Origin of the sequence: Streptomyces sp. RP5T, assembly GCF_003933965.1 — a bacterium.
Classification (GTDB): Bacteria; Actinomycetota; Actinomycetes; order Streptomycetales; family Streptomycetaceae; genus Streptomyces.
On the sequence record NZ_RSAJ01000137.1, the window covers coordinates 1 to 17,491 of the forward strand.

Genomic DNA, 17,491 nt, shown 5'->3' on the forward strand with positions numbered 1-17,491 from the left:
GTGCCGAGGCCGCTCAACCGCCGGAGTGTCTCGCCCAGACTGAAGAGGTCGTCCCGTTGCCCCGATTCGCCGTTCGGGCCGACGGTCGGGGCGCTGAAGCCGGCCGTGGTCATCCCCGGCGCCCCCGCCGGACGTACGCTCCCCACGTCGATGATCTTCGTCGTGGTGCCGTCGTGCATGACGTTGTCCGGCTTCAGGTCGCCGTAGACCTTCCCGGGCCGGCCCGCGTGCAGATAGGCGAGGGCGGACAGGATCCGCACCCCGTAGGCGAGCACGAACTCGTGGAAGCGCTGGTCGCCGAACTCCCCCGGGTTCAGCTTCGCCCGCGCCCGCACCTCCTCCAGCGTGAGCCCGTCCACGTACTGCAGGACGAGGAAATCGCCGACCCCGGGATGATGGCCGTAGTTGAAGACGCGGATGATGTCGTCGTGGCCGAGGTCGACGAGGGCCCGCCGTTCGCGGGCCAGCGCGATCGCCGCGGTCGCCGCCCGGTCGGGGTGCAGCATCTTGACGGCGACCTCGCGGTCGTCGACCTTCGTGTCGAGCGCGAGGTAGACCTCGCCCATGCCGCCGTAACCGAGCGGCCGGATCAGCCGGTACTGCCCCGCGAGCAACTGGCCAGGGGGCACGGGCAGTTCGCCGGGGTCGGCGGGCTGGGCCCAGCCGCGTCCCAGCAGCGTGATCGTGGGCAGCACGGTCGGGTCGGGGTTCTCCTCGGGAAGGTCGACGTGCGCGGCCCTCAGGTACATCGGCTGTCCGGCGACGACAAGCGGACCGAACGACCCCGCGGATTCCGGAACTTCACCGAACGCACTCCCGCCCCGAGCCCCCTTCATGCCTCCTCAGAATAGGGCCACGTGCCGGGAACGACCCCTTCCGTTCCTTCTGGGAACCGTGATGCCGCGGGGTCCGGGCCCGAAGGCGAGGTCGAGGCGGCCGGGATCGGCGTCCCCTCGGGGGCAGGCCCCCCTCTAGAGTGAGGGGTCCCTGTCAGAAACGTCCGGACCGCGGCCGTGCCGGCCGGAAGCGGTGAAGGAGACCCGGTGACCCTGCGCGAGAACGACCCGGAGTCAGTCGGCGGCTACCGGATCGAATCGCGGATCGGGACCGGCGGCATGGGGGTCGTCTACCTCGGCCGGTCGCCCTCGGGACGGGCCGTCGCGGTGAAGGTCGTCCACACCCGGTACGCCGACGACCCCGAGTTCCGGGCCAGGTTCCGCCAGGAGATCGCGGCCGCGCGCCGGGTCAGCGGGGCGTTCACCGCGCCGGTCGTGGACGCGGACCCGGACGCGGCCCGGCCCTGGATGGCCACCGCGTTCGTGCCGGGCCGTACTCTCGCGGAGCTGGTCGACGGGTCGGGACCGCTGGACTGGCCCGCGCTGCGCCGTCTCGGCACCGAACTCGCCGAGGCACTGCGGGAGATCCACCGCGCGGAGGTCGTGCACCGGGACCTGAAGCCGAGCAATGTGCTGCTGCTGGAGTCCGAGGGGGACGACGGGGCCGTACGCGTCATCGACTTCGGCATCTCGCGCGCGGCCGACAGCGATGTCCGCACCCAGACCGGCATGGTGATGGGCTCGCCGCCCTTCATGGCGCCGGAGCAGTTCAGCCGCCCGCACGAGGTGGGCCCCGCGGTGGACGTCTTCTCACTGGGCGCGGTGCTCGTGTACGCGGCCACCGGGCACAGCCCGTTCGAGGCGGAGAACGCGTACCTGGCCGCGTACAACACCGTGCACGGCGAGCCGCGCCTGGGTGAACTGCCCGCCCAGTTGCGCCGGTTGGTCGCGCGCTGTCTGGCGAAGGAGCCCGCGGACCGGCCGACGTCGAGCGAGGTCCTCCAAACGCTGGCGGGGCTCCCGGACGAAATGCCCGACGGGGAACCGGGCCAGGAGGGTTCGCCCGCACCGCAGTTGCCGGCGACGGGCGTGGTGACCTCGCCGCTCGGCGACGAGGCCGGACCGGTCCGTCGCGCGCGCCGCGGCCGCAGGCTCTGGGCCGCCGTCGCCGTGGTGGCCCTCCTCGGCGGGGCGGGGGCGGCCGCCGTGGTGGACGACGGGCCGACGAGCTCGGTCAGCCGGCAGGACGCGCTCGCTCCGCGGACGGCGGCACCCGGCGGGACGGCACCGGCGGGCTGGCGGCCCTGGCACAACGCGCTGGGGTCGGACGGGAAGGACGCGCAGTCGGGCATCGGCCCGTCGTGCACACCGGACGCGCTGGGCGTCTTCTGCACCTCCGAACAGGTCGCCCTGATGCGGCTGGACCCCGCGACGGGGAACATCGACTGGACGAAGCCCATGAGCCGCAGGCAGGTGAGCGGTTTCTCGGTGGGCGAGCCCGTCGTCCATGACGGTGTGGTGTTCGTGTACAGCGCGGACCGCTCCCAGGGCGTCGACGCCTACGACGGGACGTCCGGCGAGCGGCTGTGGCGGCTCAAGGGGCCCCTCGGCGAGTTCACGTCCCTGGGCGGCGTGCTCGTCGTCCGCCTGGACGAGTCCGGGCTCTCCCGGACGACCCGCTACGCGGCCTACGAGCCGCGCACGGGTAAGGAGTTGTGGCGGCGCGAGCTGACCTCAACCTCGCCGAACCCCCTCTACGCGGGTCCCGGGAACACGCTCTACGCCGATCTGCGCGGCGGCGAGGGCGGCATCGCCCGGCTCGACGCGCGGACCGGCAGGACGCTGGGCCGAGTCGACGCGCCGAAGGGCGACCTGTGGCTGGCGACGGTCCACGACGGCACGGCGTACTACGCGCGCTGGGAGGACGATTCGGGGGTCTCGGCCGCCTTCTTCGTCCAGGATCTCGACAGCGGCAGGACCCGCCGCATCGACTTCCCCTGGAGCGTCGAGCCGGAGGCGCCGCCGCTGGTGCGGGGCGACACGATGTACATCTTCGACTACGGCAACGAGACCCTGCTCGCCCTCGACGTGAAGCACGGCAAGCCGCTGTGGTCCAGCTCCCGCGACCTGCGCGTCTTCAGCGAACCGGCCTACCACGACGGCCGTTTGTACGTCACGATGCCGGACACCGGCATCGTGGCCCTCGACCCGAGGACGGGCAGGGAGATCGGCCGCACCGCCCCCTCCTTCGACACGTCCGGCCGCTCCTTCGAGGAACTGTCACCGAGTTCGGTGCCACCGCTGCTCGTCGGCAACGTCCTGTACGGGGTGAGCGGCCCGGGCGTCTTCTCGGTGGCCGACGTCACCTGATGCGGCGGACGACCCATGGGGCCCGAGCGGCACAAGGTGACGATCTTTAAACAAAATGTGCTCAACACGTGCAGAAGACGGTCAAGCGGTGATAGGAAAAACCGCTCAGTCTTCACGTTTACCCCGCACCTGTGACCACTCCAGGAGCGAATACTGGAGGAGGTCCCGGTTTGTCCGGGTTTTCCGTGTCCGCGCGTCGTGGCCGCCACGGCCTGCGGCGACGCAGAGGCCTTTTCGCCGCCGCTGCCGTGGCCGGTGCCGCGCTCATCGGCACGACGATCGGTCTGCTGACCGCCCAGGCCGACCAGACCACCCAGGGTGTCGACAACCTGCGCACCAACTGGGACCGCGGCGAGGCCGGACTGTCCCCGGCGGTCGTCCAGTCCTCCGCCTTCGGCCGCCTCTTCGCCACCAAGCTCGACGGGCAGATATACGCCCAGCCGCTGGTCCTGGGCGACCAGGTGATCGCGGTCACCGAGAGCAACACCGTCTACGGCCTCGACCGCACCACCGGTGAGATCGAGTGGAGCAAGAACTACGGCCCCTCGTGGCCGGCCTCGGCGATCGGCTGCGGTGACCTCGTGCCCAACGTGGGCGCGACCGCGACTCCCGTGTTCGACCCCGACAGCGACTCCCTCTACTTCACCACCAAGGTCGACGACGGCACCTCCACGCACCGCCACCCGAAGTGGCTGATGCACGCGGTGGATCCGGCCTCCGGAGCCGAGCGCCCGGGATGGCCCGTCACCATCGCCGGAAGCCCGCTCAACGATCCGGGCAACCAGTTCGACGCCTACTACGAACAGCAGCGCCCCGGCCTGCTGTTGATGGACGGCGTGGTCTACGCGGGCTTCGGCGGCCACTGCGACGCCTGGCCCTACCGCGGCTACGTGGTCGGCGTGAGCACCACCGCGCACAGCATCACCTCGATGTGGGCCGCGGTGACCGGCACCGGCACGGGCGGCTCCGGCATCTGGCAGTCGGGCGGCGGCCTGGTCTCCGACGGACCCGGCCGGATCTTCTTCAGCACCGGCAACGGCATCAGCCCGGCCCCCGGGCCCGGCAAGACCGTGCAGGGAACCCTCGCCGAGTCCGTCGTACGACTCCAGGTCAACGCGGACAACAGCCTCAGCACGGCCGACTTCTTCAGTCCCAGCGACGCCTCCACGCTGGACCTCAACGACCAGGACATCTCCTCGGGCGCCCCGATGGCACTGCCGGACGGCTTCGGCACCGCCGAGCACCCCCATCTGCTGGTCCAGCAGGGCAAGGACGGCCGGGTGTTCCTGCTCGACCGCGACAACCTCGGCGGCATGGGCCAGGGTGCCCAGGGCGGTGACGCCGCGGTGAGCGTGTCCGGCCCCTACCAGGGCATGTGGGGACACCCCGCGTTCTGGGGCGGCGACGGCGGCTATGTCTACGTCGTCGGCAACCAGGGCCCGCTGCGCGCCCTCAAGTACGGCGTCCGCAACGGCGGTACGCCCGCACTGACCCTCACCGGCCAGAGCCAGGACACCTTCGGCTACACCAGCGGCTCCCCGCTGGTCACCTCCGACGGGTCCGACGAGTCCAGCGCGCTGGTGTGGATGACCTCCGCGAGCAACGCCTCCGGAGCCGACGGCGCCCTGCGCGCCTACGGCCCCACCCCCGACGGCAACGGCCATCTCCCGTTGCTGTGGTCGGCCCCGATCGGCACGGCGACCAAGTTCAGCACGCCGACCGCCGCCCAGGGCAAGGTGTACGTGGGCACCCGCGACGGTGTCCTCTACGGCTTCGGCAGCCCGGCCAGGACCGCCCTGACCGCGGCCTCCCTCGACTTCGGCCAGGTGGCCGTCGGCGGCAGCGACTCGGCCGCCATGAAGCTGACGGCCACCGAGGACGTCAGCGTCACCGGACTCAAGGCCTCCGGGGCGTTCTCCGTCGACCCGTCCGCCGTGCCCACCCCCGAGCAGCCCAAGGCGGTGGCCGCGGACGCCACCCTGGACGTGCCCATCACCTTCGCCCCCACCTCTACCGGCGGCATCAGCGGCACCCTGACCGCGAACCTGTCGGACGGCCAGAGGCTGGTCTTCGCCCTCCACGGCGTCGGCACCCGGCCCGGCCTCGGAGCCGCGCCCGCCGCCATGGACTTCGGGGAGGTGCCCACCGGCAGCACCTCGACGCTGAATCTCCAGATCACCAACACCGGCACCGCGCCGGAGACCATCGACGCGATCGGTTCGCCCACCGGCGCGTTCAGCGCCTCGGGGCTGCCGAACGCGGGGACGGTCGTACCGGCCGGCGGCTCCTTCGTGGTCTCGGTCACCTACACGCCGACCGGCGACCAGGCCGACAGCGGCGCCCTCGTGGTCACCAGCAGCGGCGGCGGCGACACCCACACCCTGAGCGTCCCGGTCAACGGGACGGCCATCACGGGCCAGGGGCACCTGGAGTTCTCCACGAGCTCACTCGACTTCGGCCAGGTGCCGGTCGGCAGCTCGAAGTCGCTCTCGTTCAGCATCACCAACACCGGCAACATCCCTGTCACGGTGACCAAGGCCAAGGCGCCCACCGGCGACTTCAACAGCCCGGTACAGCTGTCCGAGGGCCTGATCATCGGCCCGGAGCAGACCGCCGTGCAGAGCGTGACGTTCACACCGCGTTCGGCCGCGGACCTGAGCGCCTCCTACGAGGTCACCGGCACCGGGACCGACGAGAACGGCAACGGTCAGGGCGCCATGTACGTGCCCATCAAGGGCACCGGCACCGGGAGCGCCACGACCACCTCGGTCAAGGACGGGCTGTGGCAGTCCAACGGCTCGGCCGTCCCGGGCGACGACGGCAGTGTGCAGCTGACGCCGGCCACCAGCAACAAGGCGGGCTCGGCGGTGTACACCAAGCCGCTGCGCACCGACGGCCTGCGGGCCACCTTCACGGCGAAGTTCGGCCCCGGCAGCGGCGGCACCGGCATGGCGTTGTCCCTCCTCGACCCCGCCCAGAACTCCGGGTCGGCGCTGGGCGGCACCTATGACGGCCTCGGCATCGCGGGGCGGCCGGGTACGGTGATCGCGTTCGGCTCCGGCTTCAACAACACGCTGCAGGCGCAGAACTTCGTGGGGGTCGGCCGCAGTTCGGCCGGCTCGTCGGCGATCGACTACCAGCCGGTGACCAAGCTCGACACCGCCCTGCGCCAGGGCACCCACCAGGTGGACGTCCAGGTGGACGCCGGTCACGTGTACGTCTGGATCGACGGCACACAGGTCGTGGACGCGACGCCGACGCTGACGTCCACCGCGCTGCTCGCCCTCTCCGGTTCCACCGGTGACACCGCGGACACGCAGTCGGTGAGCGGCCTGGTCGTCAGCGAGGCGCCGGCGCCGGACCCGGAGCCCAAGGCCGCGACCTCGCTCCAGGTCACCGCCCCGGCCACGGGTGTTCCGGGCCGGGCACTGTCCGTCGGGGGCACGCTGGACTCGACCAAGGCACTGGGCGCGGGACAGGTCGTCCACATCACCTGCAACGGCGCGGCCCTGCCCGACGTGAGCACCGCGGCGAACGGCTCCTTCACCTTCGGCGACACTCCGCCCGCGGAGGGCACGTACACCTACGCCGCGCGGTACGAGGGCGACGGGACCCACGAGGCGGCGAGCGCCAGCGCTCTCGTCCAGGTCGCCAAACTGCCCACCACCGTCACCCTGTCCGCGCCGGCCACGTCCGCCCGCGCCGGCACGCTGACCGTGACGGGCAAGGTCTCCGGCGCGCCCTTCGCCGCCGGTCAGGTCGTCAAGGTGACGAAGACCGACCTCGCCCACACGTCCGGCGTCGCGCTCCCCGACGCCAAGGTCGCAGCGGACGGGTCGTTCACCTTCAAGGACACCCCGCAGATCGGCGGCGCCAACACCTACAAGGCGGCCTGGGGCGGGGACGTCTCGCACAAGTCCAGCAGCCGCACCGCCACCGTCCAGGTGTCCCGGGCCTCGACGTCCCTGACCGTCACGACGGACCACTCGACGTACAAGTACGGCCAGACCGCGAAGATCACCGCCCACCTCGGTACGACCTACAACAGCCGTACGGTGTCGGTCTACGCCCAGCCGTACAGCGGAACGAAGGTCCTGGTGAAGTCCGGGGCGGTGGACTCCCACGGCAATCTGACGCTGTCCTACAAGCTCTCCCGCAACACCACGTTCAGCGCGGTGTTCGCCGGCGACCACCGGTACGCCCCGAAGACGGCCGCACGCAGTGTGCACACCTACGCGGGGGTCTCGGAGAAGCTGTCCGGCTACTACACGAGCACGCACTACGGGAGCACCCTCTACCGGGTCTACCACCGCACCGTGAAGGAGCGCCTCGACGTCACCGTCTCCCCCAACAAGGCCGGACAGTGCGTCCTGTACCGGGTGCAGCGGTACTACAGCGGCGCCTGGCACACCCAGAGCACCAGCCCCTGCTCGGCCCTGACGGCCGGCAGCACCGGGCGTCAGCAGATGTCCCTCACCAACTCCGTCAACTACAAGTACCGAGTGGCCGCGCAGTACGTCCACAGCAGCCGCGACAACACCAACCTCAGCACCTGGGGCGCCTGGCAGTACTTCACCGTCAGGCAGTGAACGTCCCCTCGTCCCTTGGGGGTTGACCCGCGTGCGGGCCCGGCGACCTGAGCCGGGCCCGCACCGGCACGGCTCAGGCCGTGTGCAGCGTCAGTCCGTACCGGTTGAGGATCTCGTTGACCGGCTGGAACCAAGTCTCGCCGCCGCTGGAGCAGTTGCCCCAGCCGCCCGAGGTGACGCCCTGGGCCTGGTCGCCGCTGATGAACGAGCCGCCGGAGTCGCCGGGTTCGGCGCACACGCTGGTCTTGGTCATCTGGTGCACCGCGCCCTGGCTGTAGTTGACGGTCTCGTTCATGGCGAGGACCGTGCCGCAGTGCCAGTGGGTGGTCGAGCCCGAACGGCAGATGGAGGAGCCCACGGGTGCCACGTTGGAGCCGCGCACGAGCTGGTCCGAGACGGTGCCCCAGCCGAGCACGACCGGGACGGTCCACCAGCCGCTGCCGACGTTGACCCAGGCGTAGTCGTTGTCCGGGAAGGACGAGCCCTGGAAGTTGCCGACGTAGCTGCGGTCCCAGCCGTAGACGCTGCCGGTGTGCTGGTCGCAGTGGCCCGCGGTGACGAAGCCGCCGTGGACCGAGAAGCCGATGGAACAGCGGACGTTGCCGGTGTAGTACGGGTCGCCGCCGACGGTTCCGGCGGCGAAGGTGGTCGGCGCGGCGGCCACCTTCCGCACGGTCACGGGACCCGCCTCGCGGGCGCGGGCGACGAACGCACGGACATCGTTGTCACCCTGTCGGCCGCTGACGACGTTCACCACCACCGTGCTGGCCTTCTGGTCGACGTGCCAGCTGCTGACACCGGCCGGTGCGGCCAGCTTGTCGAGCCGGGCCTGGGTGGCGGAGAGTTCGCGGGCGCTGTGGGCGACGGTGCGGACCGCGGCGCCGGTCGCGCGTATCTCGCGCAGGGCGCCCGCGGAGGCGCCGGGGGTGACGGCCACGGTCAGCGTGCCCTTGGCCGCGTCGAACCAGGAGCCGCCGTACGAAGTGCCCGCGGTCCGGCGGACCTTGGGCTCCAGTGCGGTCGCCCGCTGCTCGGCGGCGAGCCTCGCCACGGCTTCGCCCCTGGTGAGGTGGAAGTCCCGCTGCATCGCCGTGAGGAGTCCGGCGGAGGCGGGCTGCTTCTCGTCGGCGGTGGCGGCGGCCGTGCCCGCGGTCGCGCCGAGCCCGAGCAGGAGCAGCACGGCCAGACCCGCGCGCATGATTGCGGTGCGTCTCATGGAGATTGCCCTTCGTCGTTCCAGCAAGGTGGGGGTGGAACAGCAGAGTTCTCTGAGAGCGCTCTCAGTGGTGTGGCCCGGCAGAGCCTAGCCACTGATGCTTGGCAGGTCCATACCAATACCGGGGTTGTCGCAATCCCGGTCACCGGAATGGGGATTTCCCGGGGCCTGTCCGGGGGAACTCCCCAGGAGCCCTGTCCCGTCCCATGAAGGAACGAGATGACACGAAAGAAAGCCCTGGTGGTCCGAGGCGGCTGGGAGGGACACCAGCCGGTCAAGGCTACCGAGCTGTTCCTGCCCTTTCTGGAGAGCCACGACTACGACATCAGGATCGAGGAGTCGACCGATGTCTACGCCGACACCGCCGAGATGGCCGCCACCGACCTCGTCGTGCAGTGCGTGACCATGTCCGAGATCACCGCCGAGCAGGTGGCGGGCCTGAGCGCGGCCGTGGTGGCCGGTACCGGCCTCACCGGCTGGCACGGCGGGATCGCCGACTCGTTCCGTGCCAGCGCCGACTATCTCCACCTGGTGGGCGGCCAGTTCGCCACCCACCCGGGCAAGGAACCCTGCGAGCGGCGGGGCGGCGAGGAGGACAACTTCCTGCCGCACACCATCACCCTCACCGACCTCGGCCGCGAACACCCCGTGACCGCGGGCATCGAGGACTTCGCACTGCACACCGAGCAGTACTGGGTGCTCCACGACGACCTGATCGACGTCCTCGCCACCACCACCCATCCCGCGCGGTCGTGGCAGCCCTGGCACCGCCCGGTCACCTCACCGGCGGTCTGGACCCGGCAGTGGGGCGCCGGACGGATCGTGGTGACGACTCCCGGGCACAGCCTCGACGTTCTCGAACACCCCGCTGTCCGCACCGTCATAGAAAGGGGCATGCTGTGGGCGACGCGCACCGCATAGGCGTCGTGGGTCTCGGCGTCATCTCCCGCGCCTACCTGGACACACTCGTCGGCCGCTCCGCCGTGCGCGTCACGGCCGTCGCCGACCTGGACGCCACCCGGTCGGCCGCCGTCGCCGCCGAACTGCCCGGCGTGCGGGCGCTGTCCGTCGAGGACCTGCTGAGCAGCCCGGACGTCGACACGGTACTGAACCTCACCGTCCCCGCGGCACACGCCGAGATCGCCCTCGGTGCCATCGGCCACGGCAAGCACGTCTACGGCGAGAAACCGCTGGCCGCCGAACTCACCGACGCCCGCGGCGTGCTGGAGGCCGCGGCGAAGGCGGGAGTCGGGGTGGGATGCGCGCCGGACACCGTCCTCGGCACCGGCGTGCAGACGGCACGGGAGGCGGTGGACGCCGGGGCCGTGGGCCGGCCGCTGTTCGCCACGGCCGTCATGGTCACCCCCGGCCACGAACGGTGGCATCCCCAGCCGGACTTCTACTACCGGCCCGGTGGCGGTCCCCTGCTGGACATGGGGCCGTACTACCTGTCCTCGCTGGTGCACCTGCTGGGTCCGGTGCGCGCCGTGATCGGGGCGTCCAGCCGGCTCCGCACCGAGCGGGTCATCGGTTCCGGCCCGCGTACGGGCGAGCGGATCCCGGTCGAGGTGGACAGCCATGTCTCCGGGGTCCTCGAACACGAGGGCGGGGCGCTGACGACGCTCACGACGAGCTTCGACGGTGTCGCCACCACGGCCGCGCCGATCGAGGTCCACGGCGAGACCGGCACCCTCACGGTCCCGGACCCCAACCACTTCGACGGCGAGGTACGGCTGCTCGGACTCGGTGAGGACCGGTGGCGCACGCTCCCGCCCTCGGCCGGCTATGTCGGTGCCGCCCGTGGCGTCGGGCTGCTCGACTTCGTCGCCGCCGACGCACGGCGCACACCGCGCGCGAGCGGTGAACTGGCCCTGCACGTGCTGGAGACGATGACCGCCCTCCTGCGCTCCTCGGCCGAGGGGCGGCGGATCGAGCTGTCGACGTCGGTCGAGCGGCCCGATCCGGTACCGCTGACGCCTGCGGAGCAGTGGCGCTGATCAGTCCACGGGCCAGGTGTGCGCGGGTGCGTTGAGGTGCATGTAGTCCATGTACGTCAACGTCATCCGCCGCAGCGCCTCCTCGCGGTCGAGGCCCGCCTTCTCCAGGTGGTGGACCGTCTCCGCCTGCCACAGGGCGCCGTTGCGGGCGGTGACGCACCGCTGCTCGATGACGCCGAGCAGGGGCTCACGCCATTCCGCGTCCATGCCCGCCAGCTCCAGACCCCGGTGGGCGAGGGGCAGCAGCCGCCGCAACACCAGTTCCGTGACCGGCACTTCGCCCACGCCGGGCCAGTACAGGCGGGCGTCGATGCCGTCACGGGCGGCGGTGTGCAGGTTCTCCTCGGCGACCGAGAACGACATCCGCGTCCACACCGGCCGGTCCTCGTTGACGAGGGCCCGGGTCAGGCCGTAGTAGAAGGCGCCGTTGGCGATGATGTCGGCGACCGTGGGCCCGGCGGGCAGCACCCGGTTCTCGATGCGCAGGTGCGGTCCGCTGTCGGTGACGGCGTAGATCGGGCGGTTCCAGCGGTAGATCGTGCCGTTGTGCAGGGTCAGTTCGCCGAGTTCCGGGACGGTCCCGTTGTGCAGGGCCCGCTGCGGGTCCTCCTCGTCGCAGATCGGCAGCAGGGCGGGGAAGTAGCGCACGTTCTCCTCGAACAGGTCGAAGACGCTGGTGATCCAGCGCTCCCCGAACCACACCCGGGGCCGTACCCCCTGCGCCTTGATCTCCTGGGGCCGGGTGTCCGTGGCCTGCTCGAAGAGGGGGATGCGGGTCTCGCGCCACAGCTCCCGGCCGAAGAGGAAGGGCGAGTTGGCGGCGAGGGCGAGCTGCACGCCCGCGACGGCCTGTGCCGCGTTCCAGTAGTCCGCGAACTCCCGGGGGGCGACCTGGAGATGGAACTGCGTGCTGGTGCAGGCGGCCTCGGGGGTGATGGCGTCGGCGTACATCGCGAGCCGTTCCACGCCGTCGATCTCGATGTGCAGGTCCTCGCCGCGGGCCGCGAAGATCTGCTCGTTGAGCAGCCGGTAGCGCGGATCGCCGGACAGGGCGGTCTCGCCGACGTCCCGCTCGCCCAGTGTCGGCAGGATGCCCGCCATCATCAGGTGCGCGCCGACCGCCGAGGCGCGTTCCTCGGCGTGGTTCAGGGCGTCGCGGATCTCCTGTTCCCAGGAGCCGGGCCCGCCGGACAAAAGACGGCGGGGCGGGATGTTGATCTCCAGGTTGAAGCGGCCGAGCTCGGTCGACCAGGCGGGGTCCGCGATCGCCCGGAGCACCTCGGTGTTGCGCATCGCCGGGAGCCCGTCCTCGCCCACCAGATTGAGCTCGATCTCCAGCCCGACCTGCGGCCTCTCGCTCTCGAAACCGGACTCGCGCAGCATCTGCGCGAGGACGTCGAGGCAGGTGTGCATCTTGTCCCGGTACCGTCGGCGGTCCTCCCGCGTGAACACCAGGGCCGGCACGTCACGTCCCATCGGGCCCTCCCGAGTCCCCTCGGCGGATACCTCTTCCGTCCCAGAGTCCCACCTCTGGGGCGCCCCAAACAGTCGGCGCGGCGGACCGGGGCGGAGTGCGACTCGCCGCTCACGGAACGTGCGCCCCGGCGCGCAGCCAGAGGGGGGCGGCGGTCAGGGGGATGCGGACCCTGCGCCAGGCGGGGCCGGTGACCGGCCCACCCGAGCCCGCGTACGGCAGCCACTCCCCCGGCGGGAACCACACCTGCCTGTGTCCTCCCGGCGCGTACAGCGGGGCGACCAGCAGGTCCGGGCCCAGCAGGTACTGGAGGTCGGCGGCGTGGGCGTCGGGGCGGCCCGGGTGGTCCAGGGCCATGGGGCGGGCGAGCGGCCGGCCGGTGCGGACCGCGTCGGCGGCGGCCCGGTGGAGACGGGGCAGCAGGCTCGCCCGCAGCCGGGCCGCGTGCAGGACGGCCCGGTACGCCTCCCCGCCGAAGTCCCAGGGCAGCCGGGACGTCATGCCGTGGAACCGGCTGAGCGGCGACAGGAGCCCGAACTGCGCCCAGCGCACGAAGAGTTCGGGGTCCGGTGTGCCGTGGAAGCCGCCGATGTCGTGGCTCCAGAAGGGGTGCCCGGAGAAGGAGAGGGAAAGGCCCGCGCGCAGGGTCGAGGCGAGGTCCTGCCGGCTCGCGTCGGGGTCGCCGGTCCACTTGGCGCCATGCCGCCGGCCGCCGGTCCAGGTGGAGCGGCCCCAGGTCAGGCCGTGACCCGTGGTCTGCCGGGTGACCTCGGCGACCAGTCGTTGTAGAGCAGGGGGTAAAGGTTGTGCAGGCGGTCGCCGGTCATGCCGTTGTACGCCACCGCCTCCACGGGGACCGCCTCACCGCGGTCTTCAGGACGGACACCCCGGCGGCGAGCACCTGGCGGACCCGGCCCCGCAGCCAGTCGGCGGCGCCTGGACGGGTCAGGTCGAGGACGGCCGAGTCCGGCTGCGCGCCGCCCCAGACCTGACCGGTCCACGTCTCGCCCGAAGTGACGTGCAGGAACCAGCCGTTGGCGTCGAGCTCGGTGAAGTACGGGCTGTCGACGCTGATGTACGGGTTCATCCACAGCGAGACACGGAAGCCCTGCCCGGCCAGGTCGGCGAGCAGTCCGCCGGGGTCCGGGAACACCTCGGTGTCCCACTCCAGATCGGACCAGCAGCCGGGCCGCTGCCAGTAGGTGTCGATGTGCAGCACATCGCAGGGGAAGCCGAGTTCGCGGATACGGCGGGCCCGCTCGCGCACCTTGTCCGCGCTGTCGAGGTCGAACCCGCCGGAGATCCAGGGGCCGAAGGCCCACTCGGGGGGCAGCAGGGCGGGCCCGGTCAGTTCGTGGTAGGCGCGCAGGCACTCGGCGGGGGTGCCGGCGATCAGGTAGTAGTCGAGTTCCTCGTCGGGGACGGCCAGCGACCGGGCGCCGGTGTTGCTGTGCGCGAGGTCGAAGGACGCCGCCGCGCGATCGAGGACTGGTCGAAGGCCCACTGCACCAGGTCCGCTCCGGGTGCGGGGACAGGGTGACGAGGAAGGACCGGGCCCTGCCGTGGACGTCCAGCGAGGGCTGGGCGTGCAGGGTCGTCCCGACGCGGTGGCCGTCCCGATGCCGTAGCGCCGCCGTGCCCCTCCATTCCCGGGAGCCGGTGAGGGAGAGCCCGGTCGCCTCGGGCGCTCCCTCACCGGGGAGCAGATCGGTCGCGGCGCGCCCTACGACCTCCGGGGCGCTGTGGCCCAGCAGTCGTCGAGCGCCCTCGCTCCACCCTGTGACCACACCGTCCAGACTGAGGGTGACCGTCGCGACATCGGATGACCACCCGTTGTGATCGTTCCGCTGATCAAAAGTGGCCATTCTTGCTCTATTCGCGCGGTGAGGTGCCTCACAGACCCAGGGTGCGCGCCCCACCGGAATCGGACAACTCAGATCCGGCGCACCGGGAACGGCCAGGCGTCAGCCCCGCGCCGCCGTGCACCCCTCACAGCCCGCTGCCCGGATCGCAGCACCCCTCGCGCCTCAGCTCCCGGCTCACCGCAAGCCATTCCGCGTCGGACGACGGACTGGAGGACACTCCGGCGCGCCGCGCGGAGTCGAAGGCGTCCACGAGGTCCGCCTGCTCGAAGAGCACACCCCCGCGCAGCACCGCCACCGTGCGGATCAGGGTGTCGAAGTCGGTGAACGGATCACCGTCCACGACCGTCAGATCGGCGAGCTTGCCCTCCTCCAGGGTGCCGAGATCGGCGTCCGCGCCGAACACGCGGGCGGGCAGCAGGGTGGCGGTGCGCAGGGTCTCGGCCGGGGAGAGCCCGCCGCGGTGCAGGGCCCGCAGGGCGAGGTGCAGATGCAGTCCGACCGGCACGAGCGGCTGGTCGGTGCCGAGCGCGACGAGACCGCCGTCGGCCAGGATCCGCCGGTAGACGTCCAACTCCACGTTCAGCGCGGCCAGTTGAGCGGCCGTGGGCGGCTGTCCGGCCTGCTGGCGGACCAGGGCCGTGTCCCAGGGCGGCATCAGCGCGGTGACCCGGCGGTCCTCGGCGAGCGCGGGGTCCGCGCCCAGCAGGGCGAGCGCGGTGAACGGGGTGGCGATCAGATGGAAGCCCGCCTCGGTGTAGATCTCCCGGACGTCCTGGTAGGCGCGGCCCGTGGCGGAGGTGGCGTGGCCGAACTCCAGCCGCTGGGTGGCCTGCAGATGGGTCGTCAGATCCTGCCCGAGCTGCACGCCCGGGGTGCACAGGTGGCTGCCGCTGCGCACCCCGAGTCTTTCGTGCGCGAAGTCGGCGGCCTCCTTCATCACCCACCCCGGGGCGCGGACGTATGTCTTCACGAAGTCCCAGTCCAGCGCGGCCGCGCGTGCCAGCGAGCGCCGCAGTCCCTCGGGGGTGCGGTGGGCGCGGCCCATGCTGTAGGCGACGCGGGCCCCGTCGAGCAGTTCGCCGGTGGCCAGCAGCCGCGGCCCGGCGAGGGCGCCCGCGGCGACGGCCTCGCGGATGCGGGCCTGCTCGTAGGCGAAGCCGCCCAGGGAGACGGCGGTGGTGATGCCGTAGGCGAGTTGCAGCGCGGTCTGCCGTCCGCCGTAGGTGCTCTGCCAGGGATGGGTGTGCGCGTCCCACAGTCCCGGCAGGACGGTGCGCCCGCTCGCGTCGACCCGGTGTGCGGACGGTCGTCCGGCGCGGTGCGGCGAGATCTCCGCGAGGCGGCCGTCCCGGATCAGGAGGTCGACGTCCTCGCGGACCTCCGCTCCGGTGCCGTCCCAGAACCTTCCGGCGTGCACGAGGGTGTCGGCGGGGCGGGGCCGCCGGTAGTCCAACGGCACCTTGACGGTACGGGCCTTTCCGCCGCGCACGTCGAACAGGCGCAGGGTGCCCGCGGAGAGGTAGAGCAGGCTGCGCGCGTCGGCGGACCAGGAGGGGTGGTCGGCGGGCTCGGTGGTGAGGCGGCGCGGCTCTCCGTCGGGGGTGCCGTCCGGCCGGACCGGCAGCAGCCACAGCGCGGACTCGGCGACGACGGCCATCCAGCGGCCGTCCGGCGACCAGACCGGACCCGAGTCGTAGCGGTCGGACAGGGAGGTGTGCGGGGCGAGGGCGTGCAGGACCGCGCTGCCGGTCGTGGTGGTGTCGACGACCCGGATGAGGTTGTAGCCCTCGCGGAAGCGCTGGTTGAGCCGGTTGCGGTCGCACAGCGCGAGATGACGCCCGTCGGGGGACCAGCTGGGCCGACCGGGCAGACCTCCCGCGCCGAGCGGTGCGACGAGGGTCCGCTCGACGCCGTCGGGCAGGTCGCGCACGACGAGGTTGCCGGACATGTCCAGGCAGGCCAGCCGGGTCCCGTCGGGCGAGAGCGCGGGGAAGACCCGGCCGCCGTCGGCGAGCACGGTCTCCTCGCCGGAGTCGAGGTCGCGGCGCCGTACCGTGAACAGCCCGTCGCGGTCGTCGGCGTAGAGGAGGCCCGAGCCGTCGGGTGTCCAGGCCGGCCCCGACACATAGTCCAGAGGGAGTTGAGGGCGGCGAAGGCGACGCTGCGGCCGTCGGGCGAGAGCGCGGGCAGATGCAGGGAGCGCACGTGGCGGATGCCGGTGCCCTCGAAGTCGTACGCCTTGCCGCGGTAGCGGGGCCGCCGCACCGGCATCGCGGCCGTGAACGGGATCTCCTCCCCCGCCGCGGGCGCCCCGGGGTGGAGGAGGCGGAAGTGGCCGTCCACCGCGAGCAGGAGCCGTTCGCCGTCGGTCCAGCGGGGCGGTGCGGGCAGGACGTCGCCGTCGACGGTGACCGGCGTTCCGTCCACGACGAGGGTGCAGGAGGCGGCGGGCGCGGCCGTGGTGCGCAGATACGCGAGGCGGCCGCGCAGTGAGACGGCCGGGGTCATCAACTGGGCGCCGGAGTCGTCCGTGTGCTCGACGGTGACCGGTCCCGAGCCGTCGGCGGCGACCGAGGCCACGGTGTCGGCCCGCAGGGTGCCCGGGGCGGTGACGGTCGCGCGCACGAACAGCACGCGTTCGCCGTCCGCCGACCAGGTGGGGTCGTAGTCCTCCCAGGCACCGCCCTGTGCCGGGCCCTGCTGGCCGGGGCGGCCGGTGAGCCGGGTCAGTGCTCCGGAGCGCACGTCGAGGACCCAGACGCGGTACGGGCTGCCGGCCACGGTGTCGCCGCCGCGCTCGGAGGCGAACGCGATCCGGGTGCCGTCCGGCGACCAGGCGGGGCCGCGGTCGTCCCAGGGGCCGTCGGTGAGCTGACGCAGGTCACTGCCGTCGGGCCGCAGTGTCCACAGGTGGAAGCCGCCGTCGCGGTAGGCGCACACGACGAGGCGTTCGCCGTCGGGCGAGAACTGCGGGCGGGTGGGTTCGAGGCCGGGCGGGGTGAGCGCGACGGCGGTGCCGCCGGTGCGCGGGACCGACCAGAGCAGGTTCTGCACTTCGGCGATCAGCCGGTCGCCGGCCGGGGAGAGCGTCGCGGAACCGCCGGTGGCGGCGGTCAGGGTGAGGGGGGCCGTACGGGAGGAGGC

9 protein-coding genes and 2 pseudogenes are annotated in these 17,491 nt (G+C 72.2%); 4 read left to right on the plus strand and 7 right to left on the minus strand.

Features of this window, described 5'->3' with window-relative positions:
- The coding region (locus EHS43_RS16835) for a serine/threonine-protein kinase (protein WP_260470569.1) at positions 1–836 on the minus strand (836 nt) is incomplete at its 3' end.
- Positions 837–1,043: 207 nt separating this feature from the next.
- Between EHS43_RS16835 and EHS43_RS16840 the strand changes: the two genes are divergently transcribed.
- Entirely contained in the window at positions 1,044–3,206 is a 2,163-nt protein-coding gene (locus EHS43_RS16840) for a serine/threonine-protein kinase (RefSeq protein WP_125191588.1), read from the plus strand.
- A 170-nt stretch (positions 3,207–3,376) separates the two neighbouring features.
- Positions 3,377–7,795: a choice-of-anchor D domain-containing protein gene (locus tag EHS43_RS48780; protein WP_312023423.1), complete on the plus strand. Its 4,419-nt coding sequence runs from the start codon at positions 3,377–3,379 to the stop codon at positions 7,793–7,795.
- A 73-nt stretch (positions 7,796–7,868) separates the two neighbouring features.
- Here EHS43_RS48780 and EHS43_RS16850 read toward each other — a convergent pair whose 3' ends face one another.
- Entirely contained in the window at positions 7,869–9,011 is a 1,143-nt protein-coding gene (locus EHS43_RS16850) for a S1 family peptidase (protein ID WP_125191589.1), read from the minus strand.
- 219 nt (positions 9,012–9,230) lie between these two features.
- On the opposite strand from EHS43_RS16850, the gene EHS43_RS16855 reads away from it, so the two are divergent.
- On the plus strand, positions 9,231–9,932 hold the full coding sequence (locus tag EHS43_RS16855; RefSeq protein WP_125191590.1) for a ThuA domain-containing protein: 702 nt from the start codon (positions 9,231–9,233) through the stop codon (positions 9,930–9,932).
- A complete protein-coding gene (locus EHS43_RS16860) occupies positions 9,911–11,008 on the plus strand; it encodes a Gfo/Idh/MocA family protein (protein ID WP_125191591.1) in 1,098 nt (365 codons plus the stop codon). Before EHS43_RS16855 ends, EHS43_RS16860 begins: the two co-directional genes overlap by 22 nt.
- On the opposite strand, the gene EHS43_RS16865 is transcribed toward EHS43_RS16860, so the two are convergent.
- From EHS43_RS16865 to EHS43_RS16885, 5 genes and pseudogenes are all read right to left on the minus strand, one after another.
- Positions 11,009–12,484, minus strand: a complete 1,476-nt coding sequence (locus tag EHS43_RS16865) for a glutamate-cysteine ligase family protein (RefSeq protein WP_125191592.1) — start codon at positions 12,482–12,484, stop codon at positions 11,009–11,011.
- Between the two features lie 109 nt (positions 12,485–12,593).
- On the minus strand, positions 12,594–13,262 hold the full coding sequence (locus EHS43_RS16870; protein WP_125191593.1) for a TIM-barrel domain-containing protein: 669 nt from the start codon (positions 13,260–13,262) through the stop codon (positions 12,594–12,596).
- 43 nt (positions 13,263–13,305) lie between these two features.
- On the minus strand, positions 13,306–13,986 hold the full coding sequence (locus EHS43_RS16875) for a TIM-barrel domain-containing protein (RefSeq protein ID WP_125191594.1): 681 nt from the start codon (positions 13,984–13,986) through the stop codon (positions 13,306–13,308).
- A gap of 85 nt (positions 13,987–14,071) precedes the next feature.
- A pseudogene (locus EHS43_RS16880) lies at positions 14,072–14,347 on the minus strand (PAS domain S-box protein); the annotation flags it as partial.
- A gap of 124 nt (positions 14,348–14,471) precedes the next feature.
- Positions 14,472–17,464, minus strand: a pseudogene (locus EHS43_RS16885) (amidohydrolase family protein).
- Between the last annotated feature and the right edge of the window lie 27 nt (positions 17,465–17,491).